The 18878-nt window shown below is 64.4% G+C and carries 23 protein-coding genes and 2 pseudogenes; 12 read left to right on the top strand and 13 right to left on the bottom strand.

Translation table 11 applies throughout. From position 1 onward, the window contains the following. The coding region (locus Q2100_RS02450; RefSeq protein ID WP_302912731.1) for a hypothetical protein at window positions 1-330 on the bottom strand (330 nt) is incomplete at its 3' end. Between Q2100_RS02450 and Q2100_RS02445 the strand changes: the two genes are divergently transcribed. Then, a complete protein-coding gene (locus Q2100_RS02445; protein WP_302912720.1) occupies window positions 230-820 on the top strand; it encodes a DUF1942 domain-containing protein in 591 nt (196 codons plus the stop codon). The genes Q2100_RS02450 and Q2100_RS02445 overlap by 101 nt on opposite strands. Window positions 821-926: 106 nt before the next feature. On the opposite strand, the gene Q2100_RS31810 is transcribed toward Q2100_RS02445, so the two are convergent. Both Q2100_RS31810 and Q2100_RS02440 read right to left on the bottom strand, forming a co-directional pair. Continuing rightward, window positions 927-1169, bottom strand: coding sequence for a DUF2752 domain-containing protein (locus Q2100_RS31810; RefSeq protein ID WP_407667565.1), 243 nt, complete (start codon window positions 1167-1169; stop codon window positions 927-929). Continuing rightward, a complete protein-coding gene (locus Q2100_RS02440) occupies window positions 1169-1456 on the bottom strand; it encodes a copper resistance protein CopC (RefSeq protein WP_302912719.1) in 288 nt (95 codons plus the stop codon). Before Q2100_RS02440 ends, Q2100_RS31810 begins: the two co-directional genes overlap by 1 nt. A 304-nt stretch (window positions 1457-1760) precedes the next feature. Between Q2100_RS02440 and Q2100_RS02435 the strand changes: the two genes are divergently transcribed. Then, the gene (locus Q2100_RS02435; protein ID WP_302912718.1) at window positions 1761-2429 is read left to right on the top strand and encodes a DUF305 domain-containing protein; all 669 of its coding nucleotides are present in this window, start codon (window positions 1761-1763) and stop codon (window positions 2427-2429) included. Window positions 2430-2570: 141 nt separating this feature from the next. On the opposite strand, the gene Q2100_RS02430 is transcribed toward Q2100_RS02435, so the two are convergent. The 3 genes from Q2100_RS02430 to Q2100_RS02420 all read right to left on the bottom strand — a co-directional run bounded on the left by Q2100_RS02430 (window position 2571) and on the right by Q2100_RS02420 (window position 5328). Further along, a complete protein-coding gene (locus Q2100_RS02430) occupies window positions 2571-3149 on the bottom strand; it encodes a hypothetical protein (protein ID WP_302912717.1) in 579 nt (192 codons plus the stop codon). A gap of 251 nt (window positions 3150-3400) precedes the next feature. After that, window positions 3401-4537, bottom strand: coding sequence for a sensor histidine kinase (locus tag Q2100_RS02425; RefSeq protein WP_302912716.1), 1137 nt, complete (start codon window positions 4535-4537; stop codon window positions 3401-3403). 35 nt (window positions 4538-4572) lie between these two features. Continuing rightward, window positions 4573-5328, bottom strand: coding sequence for a response regulator (locus Q2100_RS02420; RefSeq protein ID WP_302912715.1), 756 nt, complete (start codon window positions 5326-5328; stop codon window positions 4573-4575). A 297-nt stretch (window positions 5329-5625) separates the two neighbouring features. Here Q2100_RS02420 and Q2100_RS02415 point away from each other — a divergent pair, with 297 nt between their 5' ends. Next, on the top strand, window positions 5626-7155 hold the full coding sequence (locus Q2100_RS02415; RefSeq protein WP_302912714.1) for a multicopper oxidase family protein: 1530 nt from the start codon (window positions 5626-5628) through the stop codon (window positions 7153-7155). 25 nt (window positions 7156-7180) lie between these two features. Here Q2100_RS02415 and ripA read toward each other — a convergent pair. Beyond that, window positions 7181-8543: pseudogene (gene ripA / locus Q2100_RS02410) on the bottom strand (NlpC/P60 family peptidoglycan endopeptidase RipA). Window positions 8544-9038: 495 nt separating this feature from the next. Here ripA and Q2100_RS02405 point away from each other — a divergent pair. The 4 genes and pseudogenes from Q2100_RS02405 (at window position 9039) to Q2100_RS02390 (ending at window position 11768) form a co-directional block, all read left to right on the top strand. Next, on the top strand, window positions 9039-9794 hold the full coding sequence (locus Q2100_RS02405) for a L,D-transpeptidase (protein WP_407667564.1): 756 nt from the start codon (window positions 9039-9041) through the stop codon (window positions 9792-9794). Window positions 9795-9887: 93 nt separating this feature from the next. Further along, window positions 9888-10277, top strand: a complete 390-nt coding sequence (locus Q2100_RS02400; RefSeq protein WP_302912713.1) for a BlaI/MecI/CopY family transcriptional regulator — start codon at window positions 9888-9890, stop codon at window positions 10275-10277. Next, a pseudogene (locus tag Q2100_RS02395) lies at window positions 10274-11220 on the top strand (M56 family metallopeptidase). Before Q2100_RS02400 ends, Q2100_RS02395 begins: the two are co-directional and overlap by 4 nt. Window positions 11221-11480: 260 nt before the next feature. Then, window positions 11481-11768 carry a winged helix-turn-helix domain-containing protein gene (locus Q2100_RS02390; RefSeq protein ID WP_302912712.1) on the top strand — a complete coding sequence of 96 codons (288 nt, stop codon included), beginning with the start codon at window positions 11481-11483 and terminating at the stop codon, window positions 11766-11768. Window positions 11769-11852: 84 nt separating this feature from the next. Here the strand turns inward: Q2100_RS02390 and Q2100_RS02385 are convergent, their stop codons facing one another. Continuing rightward, window positions 11853-12518, bottom strand: a complete 666-nt coding sequence (locus Q2100_RS02385) for a class I SAM-dependent methyltransferase (protein WP_302912711.1) — start codon at window positions 12516-12518, stop codon at window positions 11853-11855. 81 nt (window positions 12519-12599) lie between these two features. After that, window positions 12600-13178, bottom strand: coding sequence for a TetR/AcrR family transcriptional regulator (locus Q2100_RS02380; RefSeq protein WP_302912710.1), 579 nt, complete (start codon window positions 13176-13178; stop codon window positions 12600-12602). 91 nt (window positions 13179-13269) lie between these two features. Between Q2100_RS02380 and Q2100_RS02375 the strand changes: the two genes are divergently transcribed. From Q2100_RS02375 to Q2100_RS02365, 3 genes are read left to right on the top strand one after another with little or no spacing between them, the layout of a single operon-like run. After that, window positions 13270-13719 carry a DUF2218 domain-containing protein gene (locus Q2100_RS02375; RefSeq protein WP_302912709.1) on the top strand — a complete coding sequence of 150 codons (450 nt, stop codon included), beginning with the start codon at window positions 13270-13272 and terminating at the stop codon, window positions 13717-13719. Window positions 13720-13730: 11 nt separating this feature from the next. Then, window positions 13731-13967, top strand: coding sequence for a hypothetical protein (locus Q2100_RS02370; protein ID WP_302912708.1), 237 nt, complete (start codon window positions 13731-13733; stop codon window positions 13965-13967). Beyond that, on the top strand, window positions 13964-14458 hold the full coding sequence (locus Q2100_RS02365; RefSeq protein ID WP_302912707.1) for an alpha/beta fold hydrolase: 495 nt from the start codon (window positions 13964-13966) through the stop codon (window positions 14456-14458). Before Q2100_RS02370 ends, Q2100_RS02365 begins: the two co-directional genes overlap by 4 nt. Before the next feature lie 707 nt (window positions 14459-15165). Here Q2100_RS02365 and Q2100_RS02360 read toward each other — a convergent pair. Further along, window positions 15166-15492 (bottom strand): metal-sensitive transcriptional regulator, encoded by a 327-nt coding sequence (locus tag Q2100_RS02360; protein ID WP_302912706.1) that lies wholly within the window; start codon window positions 15490-15492, stop codon window positions 15166-15168. A 626-nt stretch (window positions 15493-16118) separates the two neighbouring features. Between Q2100_RS02360 and Q2100_RS02350 the strand changes: the two genes are divergently transcribed. Further along, window positions 16119-16325 carry a heavy-metal-associated domain-containing protein gene (locus Q2100_RS02350; RefSeq protein WP_302912704.1) on the top strand — a complete coding sequence of 69 codons (207 nt, stop codon included), beginning with the start codon at window positions 16119-16121 and terminating at the stop codon, window positions 16323-16325. 502 nt (window positions 16326-16827) lie between these two features. Continuing rightward, window positions 16828-17520, top strand: a complete 693-nt coding sequence (locus Q2100_RS02345; RefSeq protein ID WP_302912703.1) for a hypothetical protein — start codon at window positions 16828-16830, stop codon at window positions 17518-17520. A gap of 60 nt (window positions 17521-17580) precedes the next feature. Here Q2100_RS02345 and merB read toward each other — a convergent pair whose 3' ends face one another. From merB to Q2100_RS02330, 3 genes are read right to left on the bottom strand one after another with little or no spacing between them, the layout of a single operon-like run. After that, a complete protein-coding gene (gene merB / locus Q2100_RS02340; protein ID WP_302912728.1) occupies window positions 17581-18036 on the bottom strand; it encodes an organomercurial lyase in 456 nt (151 codons plus the stop codon). Window positions 18037-18087: 51 nt separating this feature from the next. After that, window positions 18088-18369 carry a thioredoxin domain-containing protein gene (locus Q2100_RS02335; protein ID WP_302912702.1) on the bottom strand — a complete coding sequence of 94 codons (282 nt, stop codon included), beginning with the start codon at window positions 18367-18369 and terminating at the stop codon, window positions 18088-18090. Next, window positions 18359-18790: a MerR family transcriptional regulator gene (locus tag Q2100_RS02330; protein ID WP_302912701.1), complete on the bottom strand. Its 432-nt coding sequence runs from the start codon at window positions 18788-18790 to the stop codon at window positions 18359-18361. The genes Q2100_RS02335 and Q2100_RS02330 overlap by 11 nt, the downstream gene beginning before the upstream one ends. Window positions 18791-18878 lie beyond the last annotated feature (88 nt).

Raw genomic sequence — 18878 nt, 5'->3', positions numbered from 1 at the left:
CGCAGGCTCCACACCGGCAACGCCACGCTGATCGACTCCCATTAGGTCGCAGTAATACGGAGCGCGATAGTAGGTAATGTGCAAGTGTGGTCGGGGCCGATGACGACGAAGCTGGCGGTTCTCGTGCGCGCCGTCCTGCTCGGCGCGTGCGGCGAGGGCCGAAACGGAGTGGCAACTATTCAGCCTCTTCTCCATTTGCGAGCACATCAGCAAGCAGTCCCATACACAGATGAGGAACACGCGAGTGCGAAAGTTGGGAATGATCGTTGCCGCCGCGACGGCACTATTGATGGTGGGGGTTGCAGTACCGGCGACGGCCTCGGCCGCCAACAAATGCCCGCATATGTTTGGGATGCCACAACGGCTGGTAGACGCGGGAGGAGCAGTTGTCCAGGAGTGGACGGTGACCGATCTGCGTCAGAGTTCCGATCCCGCGCCCGGTTACCCCCTAGCAGGACGCCTGTGGGAAGCGACGGCTTCGGTGCAAGCGGTATCCGGGTCGGTTACACCAATCATCCCGAACATCCGCGCGATATCTGCGTCTCGCACCGATTACCCAGTGCTGTGGCAACTTTCGAGTCCCGCAGGCATTTCGGGCGCGACCCTCGCTCCGGGCCAGACGTCGACGGGCAAGGTGTTTTTCGACGTTACCGGCGATGACCCGATGGCGGTCGTCTACACGACCGGCGGCCCCAAGCCGGCGATGATGTGGTGCTGCAACGGTGACATGATGATGCCGATGGACGACATGATGGGCATGGACATGCCGATGTCGATGGACATGGGCGACTGCCCGCACTGCGCGAACATGCAGTCGTAATAGGCACCACGATCACCTGCGCCGCCGGCACGGCGAACTCGTCGACGATGATTGATAATCCCAAACACGAGACTTCACAAGCAGGTCCAGGGCGAAGTCAATACGTCTACGTCAACTGCTGGTTCACCTCGAGGCCGATCAGCGCTATCACAATCAACGGGATTAGGATTCGCCCTGAAACGCGCATATTCACCCAGTCGCCGGTGAATCGGCCGACCGCCGCCCAGATGACGATTGCGAGGGCGCCGAGCAACCGCGGCGGGCCTGTCGGGTTGTACCGCATCGCCCCGCGTAGCTGTCCGTGGAGGGTCAGATACACCGATCGGGTCCCGCCGCATAGCGGATCCATCACTCCGACGTAGTGCAGCGGCCGGGGTGCATATCGTTGAGCTGCTCCGACGGCGCCGCGACTGGGCCGGTCGGCACCTGGCGTCCGGCCGTATCCAGCACGATCGCACGTTCGCCGATAGTGACCGGCTCATTGAACAGCAGCGTGATCAGCTGCGGCGACGAGGCGACCGCGGTTTGGGCCGCCGGTTCGGTGAACAGCAGCGTCGGGTGCGCCGACGCCAGTCCCGCTGCCGGGCCCATCAACATCGCAACGACGACGAATCCGGTTGTCAGCCAGCGAATCACACGGTTCACAACATGTAAGCAACCCGGTCATCGATGGGCACCATCGCGCACTCTCCTCACAGGTATTTGCATAGTACTGTCGAGGTGCGTAGGAGCTATGACGATCTGAACAGAGGTCACCAAAGGGGTGCGGCGCTCGGGGGTCTTTACCGATTCTTCATCGAAAGTGGAGCCGACCCTTAGACCTGGGTCCCACGCTGGTAACGCACGACTGAGGTGACTGCAAGCAGCGCATGAGGTGGCTGCGGTCCCGCGATAGGCGGAAGATCTGTCCGCCGTGAGGATGACGACAGAAGGAGATCGCGTGCACACGAAGCGTTTCGTTGTTATCGCTGCGGCTGCTGTGGCTGCCACGCTGACCATTGCCGCGTGTAGCGGCAGCTCGGAAAATGATCACGATATGGCGTCCATGACGACCTCGACCGCGGCGCCGTCCCCGTCGGCACCGGCCGGTGGCGACGCACAGGGCCAAGCGCACAACGACGCCGACGTGACATTCGCGCAGGGCATGATCCCGCACCACCAGCAGGCGATCGAGATGAGCGACATGCTGCTGGCCAAGCAGGGCATCGACCAACGTGTGGTGTCCTTGGCCGACGTGATCAAAGCCGCCCAGGGCCCGGAAATCCAGAAGATGCAGGGCTGGCTTACCGATTGGGGCGTGCAGACCACAACAAGCCCACCAACGGGCATGCCCAACATGCCGAACACGCCCGGCCATGACATGGGAGATATGGGCGGCAGCGGCATGATGTCGGAACAGGACATGGCCGCGCTGCAGAACGCCCAGGGCGTCGAGGCCAGCCGGCTCTTTCTCACACAGATGACCCAGCATCACAAGGGTGCGATCACGATGGCGCAGACCGAGGTGAAGAGCGGTCAGTTCCCGCCTGCGGTGGAGATGGCACGTTCGATCATCTCGTCACAGCAGCAGGAGATCGACGAGATGCAACAGATGTTGAGTTCGCTGTAGGTCGGCAGCGAAGGCGGACGTAAGCGGGCTTTTCCCTTCTCCCCGTGCCGGTATCGCGGCTCCTGCCGGCACGGGGGCTCTCGGTGCTTTCGAGGCGAATGGCTGGCGCTGCAACGCCGAACGATTCGCGGGCTCCCGCCTTCAGGCGAGCGTGACAGCGAGAACGACAACCGCCAAAAAGGTGTCTAGCACCGCGCAGAACAAAGCCATTGAGCTTGCGACCACCCGTTCGGTGCGGTGGTGGTTGATGTCCCAGGCGGTGTGCGCGAGCAGTCCGGCACCGACCAACAGTCCGGCCCATGTCGCGTCGACATGGACGGCGGCAATGGCGGCGGCGGCGAAAACAGCCAGTGCCGCAGCCTGCAGCGGTGCACCCCATAGGGGACGCAACGCACCTCGGATCAGGCCGTATCCCAATAGCACTCCGGAAACTCCGACCATTGCCCATGACGACCAAGACGGGCCAATGCCTGGAACAAGGAAGCCGATGGTGATCACGATGACGCTGACGAAGAACATCGGCCAGGCGGCCACGCGCCGTTGGAGGGCCGCCGCCCCGAGGTAGACGAAAGCCGATGCGGTGACGACCGGCGCGACGTCGGTGTGGTCGGCAGGACCGGACCCGAAGGCAACGAACGTGGCGAACATGATGGCAGCCACAATGGGCCAGATGTTGGCGAACCAGGTGTGTGCCCATACGGGCTTTGTGATTGCGGGCATATCCATACCCTCAGGGGGTATCTGGGGTGGCGTCAATGCCATAGATCCCACAGATTAGGACATGGTGGATTGGGCTTGCGCGATCACTCGTGATGAACAGGGCACCGATCGTCTCGCCCCGACGATCGGTGCTCGATCAACGTCATCGCGAACGGTGTCACTAGCTTTCGCGGGTGACAGCGTTAGAGACGCCGTCCCGGCGTCGAAAAACTCATTCCCAAACACGCATGGGTCGGAGTCCTACCCACCCGTCAATCCGATACAGATAGGCCAGCCGCCGAATCCGACGGCCCAGGTGTGCGCTTGCCGGGCGCTGAGGGCGTCGGCAGCAAGATGGTGAACGTCGTCCCAGCCCCGGCACCGTCGCTGCTGGCGCTGATCTGGCCGCCGTGGGCCTCGACGAGCGCCTTGGCGATCGCCAGGCCCAATCCGGAGCCGCCGCGGTCGCGGGTGCGTGCCGCCTCGGCCCGGTAGAACCGCTCGAATACGTGCGGCAGATGGTCGCCGGCAATGCCCTCGCCCGTATCGGTGACGTGCAACACGAGATTGCGGCCAAGCGGTTCGGCGTGCACGTCGACGCGGCCGTGTGGCGGTGTGTGCCGCAACGCGTTGTCGAGCAGGTTCGACAACACCTGGGCCAGGCGTTGCGCGTCGCCCCAGACCGGCGGCAAGCCGGGCGCCACACGCATTGACAACGACACCTGTTTGGCGCGGTAGCGTTCGGTGACGGCAGCGACTGTCTTGGCGATCAGGTCGGTGACGTCGATGTCGGCGAATGCCATTGACGCCGAACTCTCTTCGGCCTGCGCCAATGCGGTGACGTCTTCGGCGAAACGTACCAGGCGCCGGGTCTGGTCGCGCAACATCGCGATGGTCTCCGGGCTGAGTGTCCGGACTCCATCTTCGACGGCTTCCAGGTAGGCCTCGAGCACCGATACCGGCGTGCGGATCTCGTGGGCAAGGTCGCCGAACAGTCGGCGGCGGGTCGCATCTACCGCCCCAAGCCGGGCGGCCATCTGGTTAAACGCCTGCGCCAGCGAGTCGAAGTCATCGCCCAATTTCGGTGGGGAGACCCGGATGTCGTAACGCCCCTGTGCTACTGCGGAGGCGGCCGATGCCACCTCGCCGACGGAGCGCTGCAGTCGGCGGCTGACATATAGACTGACTGCGAAAGCCGTGAGTGCCGCGACCGCGACCGCGCCGCCCACCGATATCGCGGTGGCGTATGTGTACGCCTCTTCAGCGTGGAATTGCTCGGCGGACCCGGCTGAAACGCCGGCCCGGTGCAGGTGTTCTCGAAACAGCGGCGGCCCGACGATGGCGGCGACGATCCAGGTGGTGAGCGCACCGGCTAGCAAGACCAGGGTTTGAGCGATCAGCAGCCGCATGCCGATACCGGGCCGGCCTCTGGTCAGGGGGCGCTTCACTGGCTCGTGCCCATGCGGTATCCGACGCCGCGCACGGTGATGACGTAGCGCGGGGCGACGGGATCGTCGCCGAGTTTGCGCCGCAGATGCCCGACGTGCACATCGACGAGGTGGTCGTTGCCGATCCACGGCTCACCGCGAACGGTCTCGAGCAGCTGACGGCGGCTCAGTACCACGCCTGGCCTGGCAGAGAGGGCTGTGAGGATGTCGAATTCGGTGCGGGTCAACAGGATTGGTTCGTCGTCGAGGAACACTTCGCGGGCTGCGACGTCGATGCGCAGCGGCCCGAAGCATCGCGGCGGGGCCACGTCGTTGCCGCGTGCGACATCGGCGCCGGGTACGGCACGCGGACGGCGCAGCATCGCGCGGATGCGTGCGACCAGTTCGCGCGGGCTGAACGGTTTGGTGACGTAATCGTCGGCGCCGACGGTAAGCCCGACGATGGTGTCCATTTCGGTGTCGCGGGCGGTGAGCATCACCACGTAGGCATCGGAGAAGGTGCGCAACTGCCGGCACACCTCGAGCCCGTCCATACCCGGTAATCCCAGATCGAGTACCACGACGTCGGGGTCGAGCTCGCGGGCCAGCGTGACGGCATCGGGCCCGTTGCCGGCGATGCGGGTGGTGAACTGCTCGCGCGCCAGATAGCTGGCCACGACCTCGGCGAGCGCTGTTTCATCATCGACCACCAGGGCCCGATAACCGCGCGCTGCATCACCGGAGGGCGCTGACGTGTTGTCCATGTCGTTCATGGTGCCTGGTGACGGCGGGGACTCGGCGGCGCGCTGCGATCTTCAACGAATCTTCACACGACCCATATCGGTTCGCCGGGCTGCAGCGCTCATCGTGGTGTTCGAAGGAGACAGATATGAGTGTGGGATGGGCGCCCGCTGTCCTTGGAAGCGGCGTGGATTGGCGGTCATGGCTGCTGCTGATCATCGCGCTGCTGGTGTGTTGGGGGCTTGTTATCGCCGCGGCGGCGGCGTTGTTCGGCAATCATTTCGGTGGACGCAGCCACCGCAACAGCTCACCGCGGACGGGTCGACACAATGGGTGAGGTAGCTGGGCGGCAGTGGAGCCGGCGCAGCTTTCTTACCGCCACCGCCGCGGCGGGCATGACGTTGGCCGCATGTGGGCGCGGCAGCAGCGCCGTCGCGCCGCGCAATGCGATCACCGACGCCGAGGCGCGCCGCCCGCACAGCGGGCGCACGGTGTCGGCCACCTTGACCGCGGATCGCGCGCGCGTGGACTTGGGCGGCACGATCGCCGACACGGTGTCCTATAACGGCACAGTGCCCGGCCCGCTGGTGCGGGCTTCGGTGGGCGACGAGCTGGCCGTGACGGTCCGTAACCGGCTGGGCCGCACGACGTCGGTGCACTGGCACGGCATCGCGCTGCGTAACGACATGGACGGCGCATCACCGGCCACACCCAACATCAACGCCGGCGGCGACTTCACCTACCGGTTTTCGGTTCCGCATCCCGGTACCTATTGGGCCCATCCCCACACCGGTCTGGATGCCGATACCGGGCTGTATTTCCCGGTGATCGTCGACGATCCGGCCGATCCGGGCGACTACGACGCGGAGTGGGTAGTGATGCTGGACGACTGGACCGACGGCGTCGGGTCCAGCCCGGCTCAGATCTATGACGGTCTGCGCAACGCGTCGGCGCCTGGCCATGACATGCCGGGTATGCACGGCATGCCGGGGATGCCGGGGATGCCGGGCATGGGCAGTGTTCCGGGTGTCGGCGGGCTTGGCAGAAGCCAATTGCTCGGCGGGGACGCTGGCGATGTGAGCTACCCCTACTACATTGTCAACGGCCGTATTCCCGCGGTGCCCAGTACTTTTCGGGTCAAGCCAGGGCAGCGTGTACGGATCCGGCTGATCAACGCCGCATCAGATACGGCGTTTCGGGTCGCGTTGGCCGGCCACAAGCTGACGGTGACCCACACCGACGGGTTCCCCGTGGTGCCGACCGACGTCGACGCGCTGCTGATCGGGATGGGGGAGCGCTACGACGTGGTGATCACCGCCGGCGACGGGGTGTTCCCGTTGGTGGCGGCGGCCGAAGGCAAGACCGCATCGGCGCGCGCACTGTTGATCTGCGGTTCGGGTGCACCGCCGGCGGCCGACTACGCGCCACCAGAGCTGCAAGGGCGGGTCGGCACCGTCGCGACATTTGCGGCCGCACCCGGCGCGGCGCTACCTTCGGCGCCCGCCGACGTGGAGCTGCCGGCCCAGTTGGCCGGCTCGATGATGAAGTACGACTGGACGATCAACGGATCGCCGTTCGCCGGCAGTCGCCCGCTGGCGGTGCGTGAGGGCCAACGGGTGACGTTGTCGTTCAACAACATGTCGATGATGTGGCATCCCATGCATCTGCATGGCCACACCTTCGAGGTGCTCACCGGTGACGGGCGTCCCGGTGCCCGCAAGGACACGCTGATCGTGTTGCCCATGCGGCGGCTGGCCGTGACGTTTGTCGCCGACAACCCGGGGGAGTGGATGCTGCACTGCCACAACACCCATCATCAGGAGGCGGGCATGATGACCAGCCTCAATTGCACCAGCTGATCCGGCTGCTCGGCACGGCCGAAGTTCACCACTCGATGAGCCGGGTGACGTAGGGCGTCATACCGCTGGTGCGCACCGGGGAAATCTTGACCACCGAGCCGGTGTAGGGCGCTTCGATCATCTGCCCGTTACCTAGGTACATCGCCTCGTGCTGGCTGGCGGTGGGGCCGTAGAAGATCAGATCGCCACGGCGCATTTGCGACGACGGAATTTTGCGGCCGGAGTTGTATTGAGTTCCCGAGTAGTGCTCGAGCTTGATGCCGACGCCGGCGAAGGCGTAGAGGATCAGCCCCGAGCAGTCGAACCCGACGGTGTTGGCCCCTTGATCGATGCCGCGGGAGGGCCCGTTGGCGTTGCCGCCGCCCCATGAGTAGGGCACCCCAAGCTGAGACATGGCCCGGCGAATGACCAATTCGGTGGCCTGTTGGCCGTACACCCGCGGGATGCGCCCATTGGTGAAGCCGGGATCGGCTCGAGCGGCGGCTTGCGGCAGAATTCCCAACCTGGTGCACCGCGTTGACGATGGCAAGGGGGTCGCCTGCCACATTGGCGCTGGGCACCATCGGCAGCGTGGTGTCCCACTGGCTCGTGTGGGCTGGCGCCTGGGCCGCCAGCGGGCTTGGGGAATCCCACCGGTCCGGTGTGGCCGGCGCGTCCCCAGCGCGGGCGGTCGGGCTTGCCGCTTCGGGTGAGACGCGGGCGGCATCCAGGCGGGCCTGGGCGGCATCACGGTCAGCGACGAGCCGATCAACTTCAGCTTGTTGGGCGCCGAATTGACGTTGCGCATCGGTCAGTGCGGCCACCGCGGCTTCCTGACTGCGCGCAGCGTCGACAGCGGCTTGGTCGGCGCGCTGCTGCGCGGCGCGCGCCGCCGACGCACGATTGGCCTGTTCGGTGCGGGCGCGTTGCAACTCGCTCAACGCATTTCGGTAGCTCAGCGCCAGAGTCTGATCGGCACTCGCGGTCGAGATGATGTCCTCGGGGCTGGATGCTGACAGATACGCGCCCGGGGGCCCGTTGACGTAGGTGGCCGCCGCGAATTCATCGAAGCGCCGTTGGGCGGCGGCGATCGCCGCGGTGTAGTCGGTCAGCCGTTGCTCGCTGGCTTGCACCTCACGGCGTGCGGACTCGGCGGCGTCGCGTGCCTGCGCGACTTCGACAAGCGCCTTGTTAACGCCCTCCTGCTGAATCTGAATCTGTGCGCCGACGTCGGCCAACCGCTGATTGGCCTGAGCCAAATCGGCGATCAGTGCTGTGATCTCGGCTCTGCCCGGATGGGAGCCGGAGTTATGGGATGCATACGCGGGGGCGCCAATATGGCCGAGCAGGACCGTGGTCGCGGCCACCGCGACGATGATGCGGCTGACGTGTCGGCGTGCGGGCCTCATTGAAGATCTCCCTCAGCGGTGTGCGCGGGCGCGTCACCGTCGGCAGGTCGTGGATCAGAGCTCCCGTGGCGCAGTTACGGACCGAGCCAGTAAGTAGTTGTCCAGTACGTACTTGCACCGTACATCACAGCAGCCTCACGAGAAACACGAGCCACAATCTCATTGTGATAACGGTTTTGGCAGTGGACGCTAGCTCGGCGATCCGCAACCGCGTGTAACGCAGGCGCCGGGAACTACGGCTCTCGGTAACGTCCGATCGGTTAATTCATCTGTGGCGAAGCGGTGACAGTGTCTGTGGGGCAGAATGATTCAGCCTCAGGCGGCGCGGACAGAGTCTCAATCAACAGATCTTGCCGGCCATGCTTCAACGCTCATTGCAGGCGGGTGGTCAGGCGCCGACGTGGGCGCAACGCCGGAGCTGCGGCTTGCGGCGGCGTACGTACCAGGTACGTAGAATCCGATCATCGGACGACGTGTGGTGAAAGGGAGGGCTACGTGCGCCGCATCCTTCAAGGTCTGCTGGTAGCAACGGTCGCGGTAACGGCACCCTTGGCCGGCCCACCGCTTGCCGAATCGAGAGCAGCCGCAACAGCGAGCACGCAGAACAGCGTCGCGGCGGTACGTCCCGGCCCGGGAGAGGTTGTGGGCGTGGGGCATCCGGTGATGGTGGTGTTCGACCGACGGGTTGACAACCGTGCCTCAGCCGAGCGCATGATGAACGTCACCACAGCGCGACCCATGACCGGGCGTTTTACCTGGATCAACGACGCTGCCGTGGAATGGCGCCCGGACGAATTCTGGCCGGCTCACTCGACGGTCACCCTGAGCGTTGGTGGCATGAAGACCGAGTTCTCGACGGGGGCCGCCGTCGTTAGCGTAGCCGACATTTCGGCTCACACTTTTACGGTGAGCATCGACGACCAGGTGGTGCGCGAGATGCCCGCATCGATGGGAAAGTCCGGATTCGACACACCCGTCGGCACGTTCAACGTACTGGAGAAGCAACGCGAAGTGGTCTTCGATTCGCGCACCATCGGCATTCCGCTAGACGATCCTGAGGGCTATCTCATCAACGGCGAATACGCCGTGCGGGTGACCTGGGGCGGCGTGTATATCCATTCGGCGCCGTGGTCGGTGGGATCACAAGGCTCAGCCAATGTCAGCCACGGCTGCATCAACCTCAGTCCCGACAATGCTGCGTGGTATTTCGACACCGTCGGGGTCGGCGATCCAGTGATTGTGCGGGCGTAGCCGGACGCGGAGACCCACAGCCGTCGCGTCAAAGCTCGGACGGAGCTAACGATCGGGGTACGCTCCGCACTAACACTGCTGGAGGGTGAATCGGTGCGGGTGCGAGGTTTTGGGGAGCTGGAAGCCGTCGTCATCGATCGCGTCTGGAACCGCGATCCCGACTCGGTGACGGTGCGTGAGATCTTCGAGGAACTCTCCGCTGAGCGGCACATCGCCTACACCACCGTGATGTCGACGATGGATAACCTGCACCGCAAAGGGTGGCTCGAACGCGAACGCGACGGCCGGGCGTATCGCTATTGGGCCACCATGACCCGAGAAGAACACACCGCGCGGCTCATGCGCGACGCGCTCGACGGTGGCGGGCGTTCGGAATTGGTGCTCAGCTATTTCATCGAGCAGATCGGGCCCAAGGAATCCGAGCGGTTGCGAGAGGCCTTGCGGCGGCTGGCCAGACGGTCGACCAAGGCGAACAAGCGGTGAGTATCGCCGCCTATCTGGTGCTCTACAGCGTCGCTGTAGTCGCGGTCGGGCCCCCGCTGTTGCGCAGGCTTACCCGTGCTGGACATGCGCCACGATGCGGAGTGGCCGCCTGGCTGATCGCCATTGTCAGCGTGGTGCTCACCTGGATAACCGCATCCGTCCTCATACTGCTCGACACGGTCACCCACTCAGGCCAGCGTGACTCGTTCGTCGAGTCCTGTTTCCAACTGCTGTGCGACCTGGCCGCCGGTGAATTCGGCAGCGCACCACAACTCGTGCTGTTCGCGGGAGCCCTCGCCGTCGTGTCTGTCAGCGCCCTCACTGGCCTGCGGCTGGCGTGCGTCGTGCGGCGGCTGCGCACGAACGCTCACGGGCATGCCCAAGCAATTCGACTCGTGGGCCGCCCCACCTCCGAACGCGATGTATTCGTCGTCGACGCCGCCGAGCGCACCGCGTATTGCGTGGCCGGCAAACCATCGGCGATTGTCGTGACCAGTGCCGCCGTCGCAGCACTCGACGAACAGGAATTGGCCGCCGTGCTGGCCCATGAACGGGGCTCACCTCAGCGGTCATCACCCCAAAGTGGTGACAGCGCTGCGTGGCCTAGGGGTGGTCTTTCCCCGTCTGACCCTGATGACCGCCGGTGCCGCCGAGGTGTCACGGCTACTGGAAATGTGCGCCGACGACGCTGCTGTTCGTCGATACGGGCATCGGGCACTGTTGACCGGTCTGATGGCACTGGCGGGTGCGGCACCTGCTGGTGCACTCGGCGCCGCTGACGTCGCGGTGCTGAGCCGCGCGGAACGCCTTGCGCTGCCGCCCGGCCCCACGCACTCGGATCCGCGCCCAGGCCGCACTCACCAGTACTGCGCTCATCATTGGCTTCGCTCCGCTGGCGACTGTCGTCCTCGGCGTATCAGGTTTCCTGATGTGTGCCAGCTAGACCACCGACATACTCAGTCGGCGGTATCCGTCCAGACCGGTTGCCCCGCAATCGAATCTAACAGCAAGCTTTCATCAGCCCACGAGGGCGTCGCGCATGCCCGCCCCGGCGCGGCCAGATGCGGCGGCCGCCGCATCGAAATCACTACGCATGGCGCATCGTCGCGAAAACGGTTGTCGTTCTGTAAAGAATCGTTGAAGACTCGCCGCGGCACGCGTCAAACACTTCTACTGAACTACGTAGTAGCGCAGTATTAATTCGTGGACAAGTGCAGCGCTGCGCTCGGCAAGCAGGTGTTCGGCCCCCTTTCTGTCGACGTTGGGCGCCGTGAGGTCCTCCTTGCTGACGAACTGATCAGGCTGACCCGAACTCAATTCGACATCCTGGCTGCGCTTGCTCAACGGGGAAGCCGGGTGACCAGCCGCCAGGAACTACTCGACACCGTCTGGGGACCAAGCTGGGCGGGTTGCGCTGATGTGGTCGATATGCACATCGGTCACTGCGAAGGAAGTTGGGAGACGATCCTGCCCGGCCCCTGCTTGTGTTGAGCGTCCGGGGCATCGGCTACCGGTTATGCGAGTGACCTTCAGGAAGAACTGCCACAAGCGTGTTGCGACCGGACTTCGCGACAACTAAGCCTCGCGGATTGTCGGCGTGCGGCCCCACGCCAGATATGTCACTCGCAGCGGTGTGAGCTCGACCTGCAAGTCTGGCACCAGCTCAGCGAGTATTGTCCACGGTCGGTCGACGCCATTGAACGTTGTGACAAACCGCGCCATCAACCGACGGCTGCTGAGGTTTAACGGAAATGGCCTGCGCGGTACCACCTTTGCCCCCAGTACCGCAATGTGGCCACCGGGTTTGAGCTGACCAAGCATATTCTCCAGCGCGCGACGCGAACGGGTGATGTCGTGGACGAGGCAGAACAGCGCCGCGTCCGCTTCGACACCCGCACGGGCGTCCTCGACGGCACCCTGCATCAGGTCGATATTCGACCAACCACGTCGCTGCGCCCGCTCGCGCGCCAGCTCAAGCATGTCCGGGCTCAATTCGAAACCGATGATCCGCCCGCTCTGGCCGATCTGCTGTTCGATTCGGTCGAAGCTCAGGCCGGTTCCGCAGCCGACGTCGATCACGACATCCCCTGGCTGCAGATCGAGGTTGTCGATGGCGCGTGCGCGATGGCGCGGCAACCCCTCAACGCGACCGCCGATCGAGATGAATTGATCGTATGTTCGCGCTAGCCGGCGATACTTTTCGCGGGCACGATCTGGGTCAGGCGGCGGTGACTGCGCCACCGCTTGATCGTATGCCCGGTACTCGGGCCGCAAGCTCGCTTGCACAACGGCGGCTGCGAACCGCGGCGGGTTGGCACGCAATCATCGCGAGGCCGTCAGGCCGGAAAGTGTGAGCTTGACGAGCCGAAGGACCGCGGCTTTGGACGGTAGTGCGCTGGCGGCGGTAAGGGCGTGCAGGCAATAGGTGGCCAGTTCTGCCGGCGCAATGTCGCCGCGGAGCTCGCCAGCCTCAGCCGCTTCGGCTACGAGGTCGCGGACCATCGTGTGAAGGTGCTGCTGGGCTTTGGTGACGTGCGCGCCCCGGTGCAGCAGGGCAGCAATCTCGGTGTCGTGGTGGCGATTCGACTCGTAGGCGATCAGGGCGTAGGTCCGCAACACTGCTTCGAGGCGCTCGCGAGGTCCGTCGGCCTGGTCGCGGGCGTGTGCGAGCTGTTCGAGATGGCGCCCAACGTGACGTTCATGCCATGCCCGCAGGACGGCTTCGACGTCGGGGAAGTACTTGTACAACGTGGCACGTCCGATGCCGGCCTTCTCGGCGATCTGCGACATCGTGACCGACAACAGCCCGTGCTCGGCAATCAGTTCAGCCGTCGCGTCAATCGCTGCTTCCTGAACGGCTTGGCGGTGCGTCTCGATCGTGTCGGTCCAAATCTTCGGCACCGAGTCATTGTATACACCCTGACGGGATCGCTACACTATGACGGGTATAATACATACTGTCTTGAAAATCCACGGCTCCGATAGGACCCTGATGCTGACCGCCGAAGCCACCGTTGCGACGAGCCGCGCCAGCCGCTATCTGACCCAGCTGTGCCGGCATGCCGACCAGATGCGCCGGATCGGTCATCGGACATCTCGGAACGGGGACGAGCAGATGCCCGCTGTCCTGGAGCGCGTCGAATACTCCAGCACCGCGGGCACGGTGCGCTTCGCCGATGGGATGTTGCACGTACGGGCAAGCCGGGACACTCTCACGTTGCGGATCGAAGCCGCCGACGAAGACAGCTTGCGGCGGCTGCAGAACGGCATCGGTCGCCGGTTGCGCACGATCGGGCGACGGGACAAGTTGGCGCTGACGTGGGGCAGGCCGGACATGCAGCCGGACCGCACGAGATCGGCGCCCACGACAAGGACCCGACACCGCAACCGGCGAGGCGAAAGAGTCCGTGGCGTGGCCGGCTCGGCGCTATCGCCCTCATAGCCGCGGGCGCATTGATCGTTGCCCTGCATCTTGGCCTGGGCGGCGCCGCACTTGCCGCGTCCGCCTGGACCGGTTGGATCGGCAACGCCGTGCTTGTCGGCATTGTCGGCGCCGCCGTCGTTGTGGGCGCCCATGTCATCGCCGGGCGTTTCGCATACCGCAGCGGCAAGGCCGTTCACGCTCGCTGGAAGCTGCGGCGTCCATCACCACGTACCTCGGCCGAGGACACGAACGGGGAGCACACATGAGTGCGCTCGATGTGCCCGGCGCTCAGCTCTACTACGAGACCCGCGGCAACGGCCCGCTATTCGTCATAGTCCCCGGGGCCAGCGGGGTGTCCGACAGCTTCCGAAAGGTGGCCACCCACCTTGCAGACCACTACACCGTCATGCTGTATGACCGGCGCGGATTCTCGCGAAGCCAGCTCGACGGTCCCCAGGATTATGCGAACCGCTTGCACACCGATGCCGACGACGTACGGCGACTCATCCAGCACCTCACCGATGCGCCGGCCACGGTATTCGGAGCCAGCTCAGGGGCAATCGTGGCCCTGGATGTTCTGACACGTCACCCGGCGGTCGTGAGCACCGTCGTGCCGTTCGAACCACCCGTGGTGCTGCAACTGAGCGACGGCCAGAAATGGGTGGAGTTCTTCCACGAGGTATATGGACCTGTACCGGCAGGCGGGCATCGAAGCCGCAACGGACAAGTTCAGAACGCACACCTTTCCCAAGGCTGACCGGACGGTCATGGCGCGCGCCCCCAGGCACGACGCAAACGCCTCCTACTGGTTTGAGCATGAGCTGCGCCAGTACCCACCGGTGCAGCTTGATCTCGATGCGCTGACCGTCATGCCGGGCGGATCGTGTTGGCCGTCGGGCGGGAAGCACGCGGCTATCCCGCGCACGAAGCGACGGTGGCGTTAGCGAGAAAGCTCGGGCGTGAAGTCGTCGAACTATCCGGCGGTCACGTCGGCTGCATCGCCCAACCCGCGCAGTTCGCAGCGGAGTTGATACAAGCGCTGTCCGGCACACCAAGCGGTTGAGGAAGCTCCTGGCGTACAAGAGAACTCACGTGCGCCGACTGACAACTAGTCGCGTGTCGGCACGACCTGTCCGGGCGGAGTGAAGGCGGCCAACAGGCTGGTGGTGATCAACGCCGCAACATCGGTGGATTTGAGGCGGCCCGCATTGACCTCGTCGGCGGCACCATGGACGGTGCTGTGAATGCAACGCGACCATCCACCCGACTATGGGCAGCAGTTGTCGCGCTTGCTCTTGCCGCGGTTTCGCGACTGTGCACCAAGGGCGCACATGAGAGCGCATTTGGCGATCGCATGAACGGCGGGGTGTCGTGCAAAGCGGACCAAGCGGCCCTGCGGTGGCTTCGAATCTGTCTGCATCCAGGACCTCCTCTGAGCCTAGACAGCACGATGCGCGGGCACGGTCAGGACCGCACGAGCCGCGCGATGGCGTCGCTGGCCTCTTTGAGCTTCACGCCAGCGTCATCGCCGCCGGCCTGTGCGGCGTCGGAGACACAGTGCTTGAGGTGATCATCGAGTAGGCCGAGGGCCACCGCTTGCAGTGCGCGGTTGATGGCACTGACTTGAGTGAGAATGTCGATGCAATACTGCTCGTCCTCGACCATCCGCTGCACACCGCGGACCTGCCCTTCGATGCGCCTGAGCCGATCCAGGTAGCGGTCCTTGCCGATGCTATAGCCGTGCTTTGTCGACGTGGCGGTCGCGTCAGATTTTGTCGTCAACCGCGTCATCCTTCCTAACGGTGGCCGGGGCGAGACAGCCGAGGGCAGTTCGCCGTCGTCGTCTCTCCGATGCACTGTATGAAGAATCATTGTTCCGCTGAGTCCGGTGGCGGCGTTATGCAATCGCGTATTTCGCTGGGTCTGCGTCGAACTTGGGGACGCAGCCAGCGCAACACAACCAGTAGGTTCGCCCGTTGTAATTGCGTACCAATCCCTTTGCTTCGGCCTTGGCTCTAACGACAAAGCGTCCCAGCATGACTGGGCACTCGGCCGTGTCGACGCCCGGGCTCGCCGCGTCGTGGTCGTGATCGTGGTCTGTCATAGCAATGGTCCTTTCAACATTCGTGATAGCTGGCCGTACGTCACTGTGGTGTGCACATGACAACCGCTTTCAGTGATACCCCTACTGGGTATTACCGCAGAGATGCTATACCCCCATGGGGTATATGTGCAATGGCCTGGAGGTGGCTTCGCGGGAGCGTCGGACGCGGCACAGAGCGGGGCAAGTAGGGGCCGGCTAGCGCCGGGTGGGGCCCACCCCTGCGTCGAGCGCCGCCAACAGATCCTGATGTACCCTAGGGGGGTATTGTACAGAGGCGTTGTTCCTTGCCCCGGCAGACATAGAGAGGGACGCCATGAGCACTGTCACACTCACCGTTACCGGAATGACCTGCGGACATTGCGCCGCCTCGGTGCGTGAAGAGGTCAGCAGCATCGATGGCGTTACGGGTGTCGACGTCGATGTGTCCAGCGGAAGGCTCACCATCGACAGCGTCCGCGAGCTGGACGCCCAAGTCATCAGGAACGCCGTTGAAGAGGCCGGCTATCAGCTGGCCGGCTGAGAACACATCCGGCGCGTGATCGCCGACATTCACAACCGCGGATTCGTGCACATCCCACAGCTGCTCGCCCCACCGGAGGTGCCGGACGCGTTTTTCTCATCTTGCTGGTGGGTCGTAGAACCAGACGGCCGTGCTGGAAATTCGGGGCACAGCCACTTCCCGTATCACGGTGTGGGGGGTTGCCGATGTCTTAGATGTGCAGAGCGAGGTCGGAACCACAATGCATGACCCCTTCATCTGCCGTGCTTACTTCGTCGACGGCAATTTGGCTGACACGCTCGTTCTCTTCGAGCACGATCACTAAACCGCCGTTATCTGTCCGGCCTCAGACCGCACGCTCGGGGCTCGTGAAGTCGAGCTTCCGGGGAGTTGGGTGCCCCATCCATCACACGCCACCAAGTAGCAGGCATCACGCATTGTATCGACGCGCTTCCCAACCGCGACGAGTGGGATGTGATGTCATTTCATCGAGGCTTGGACGGGCCGTGTCATCATCGGACGGATGGCACCGAGAGTAGCGAAGAAGACCGACAGCAGGCTGGCTGCTCGTCTCGCAGCAATCGCCTCACTCGGCGCAGCGGTTATCCACTTCGCCGTCGTGCCGACACACTGGCAAGCGTGGATGCCATCGGGGCTGTTTTTCCTCTCAATGGCGCTGTTTCAACTGATTTGGGCGCGAGTGGTGCTGGCTGGACCGGCTACAGCAGTGCTCGCCGCTGGAATCGCGGCCAATGTGGGTGCCGCAGCGCTTTGGGTGCTCTCTCGGACCGCAGGAGCGCCGTTCGGTCCAAACGCCGGAGAGCCCGAGTTGATCCAAGCCGCCGGCCTATGCGCACTGCTGCTCGAGATCTACGTCGTGATGGGCGCTGGCTGGGTCTGGTACCGCGGCCGACAACCAGAGGCAATATCAGCCGTTTCGAACGCGATTGTGCTCCTCGGCGCCAGCGCGGTGATCGCTGCCGCGGCGACGGCGGGAGTGGCTTCAAGCGTGCTGAACGACGACCACCACTCGTCGGCTGGCGCAGAACAGGACTTCCACCCGCCGATTAACGCTAATCAAGGCAGCCATCCAGAACCCGTCGCCCCCCCGAATACCGATCTGACTCCGCCGTCCACTGCACCGGCGGACGTCGAGTCTCCGACTCCTGCCGCGGATCCTTCACACGGTACCGACGGAGATCACCACAGCGAGTGACACCACCGCCCGATCGCGCGCGGTATCACAGCATCGAGTGTGGCTGTGCGGACGGCTGATTCACATGTGGTTGGCATGGCGATGTCTGCTCGAACCGTGGCCGTCGTCGAGCATGCGGTCTGCCAGCGGCACCATGATGTGGTGGTAGGCCGCGTCGATGGGTAGCACCGTCATGCCGGGGTGCTGGGATTGCCATTTGCGGGCGGCGTCGGCGGTGGCGAAGAAGTGCTGCGGATTACACACGGTGGCGCGGACTTTGGTGGGGTCGATCTGGCTGGGGTCGACGATGGACACCACTGCCGTCGATGGTTCCAGCGCGGTGACACCGGCATCTGGATCAACAGTGAGCCGAATGACCGTTCCGGTTGCCGGACAGGGTGATTCGACGTGCGCTGTTTGTCCGATCAGGGCGGGGAAGACGAGGGTGTCGGGGGCGCACCAGGTGTAGAACTGCTTGCCGTTCACGGTGAATTTGTGGGGGGTGGGGTTGGCGGTGAGGCCTTGACCAAGCCGTATTCGGTGTACTCGCGCACCGCCTTGATGGGGATGTCGGTGCGGCGCGACAGGTCACCCACGATCAGGACGTCCGGTGTTGGAGGATGCGTGGGCGTGCAGCGCATCCCGAACACGTTGCGGTGTCGGGAGGTCCAGTCGGCAGGCTTCCCCGACCGGTGGGGCGTCCCCGCGCATCACGTCGATGCCGTCGATGAGAACCGTCGGTGACGAATAGGCACCGATGCGGTCCCGGATCGGCGCCTCGATGCCGAGGTCGGCCAGGCACTCGATGATCACTTTTTTGGCCGCGGCTGCGTTAGGGCATCCCGGCGCGGTGAGCAACTCAATTCTCATGGTCGGTCCTCAACGGTGCGGTTGTGGCGGCCGCGGTTTCGATGGCGTGCAGGATCGGACAGTCACGCTGCCCTCGTGGTTGACGACAGGTGTCGACAAGCTGGGCGAGCGCATCACGCATCGCGGTGAGTTCATCGATGCGGCGCTGCATCTCGGCGATCCTGGCGCGCGCCATCGCCTCGGCGTCTTCGCAGCCCTCTGGCCCGCCCTGGGCAAGATGTAACAGCTCCTCGATGTCGTCGAGCGTGAAGCCGAGTTGTTGGGCCCGCTTGACGAACCGCACCACCCGCACCGCATCTGGGCCGTATTGCCGGTACCCCGATCCGGTGCGTTCAGGTGCGGCCAGTAAGCCCCGGCGTTCGTAGTAGCGCAGTGTCTGGGTATTCACCCGGGCCTGCGCAGCGACCTCACTGGTTCTCACCTCACCAGCATGAACCCTGTACCCGAGTATCGGGTCAAGCGGCTACATGCACAGTAGGGGCCGGGTTGCGGTGGTGGCAGCACTTGCA

This window comes from Mycolicibacterium arseniciresistens (assembly GCF_030519285.1).
GTDB lineage: Bacteria > Actinomycetota > Actinomycetes > Mycobacteriales > Mycobacteriaceae > Mycobacterium > Mycobacterium arseniciresistens.
The sequence above is the reverse complement of the archived record's forward strand: the minus strand, read 5'-3'. Positions and strand labels throughout refer to the sequence as shown.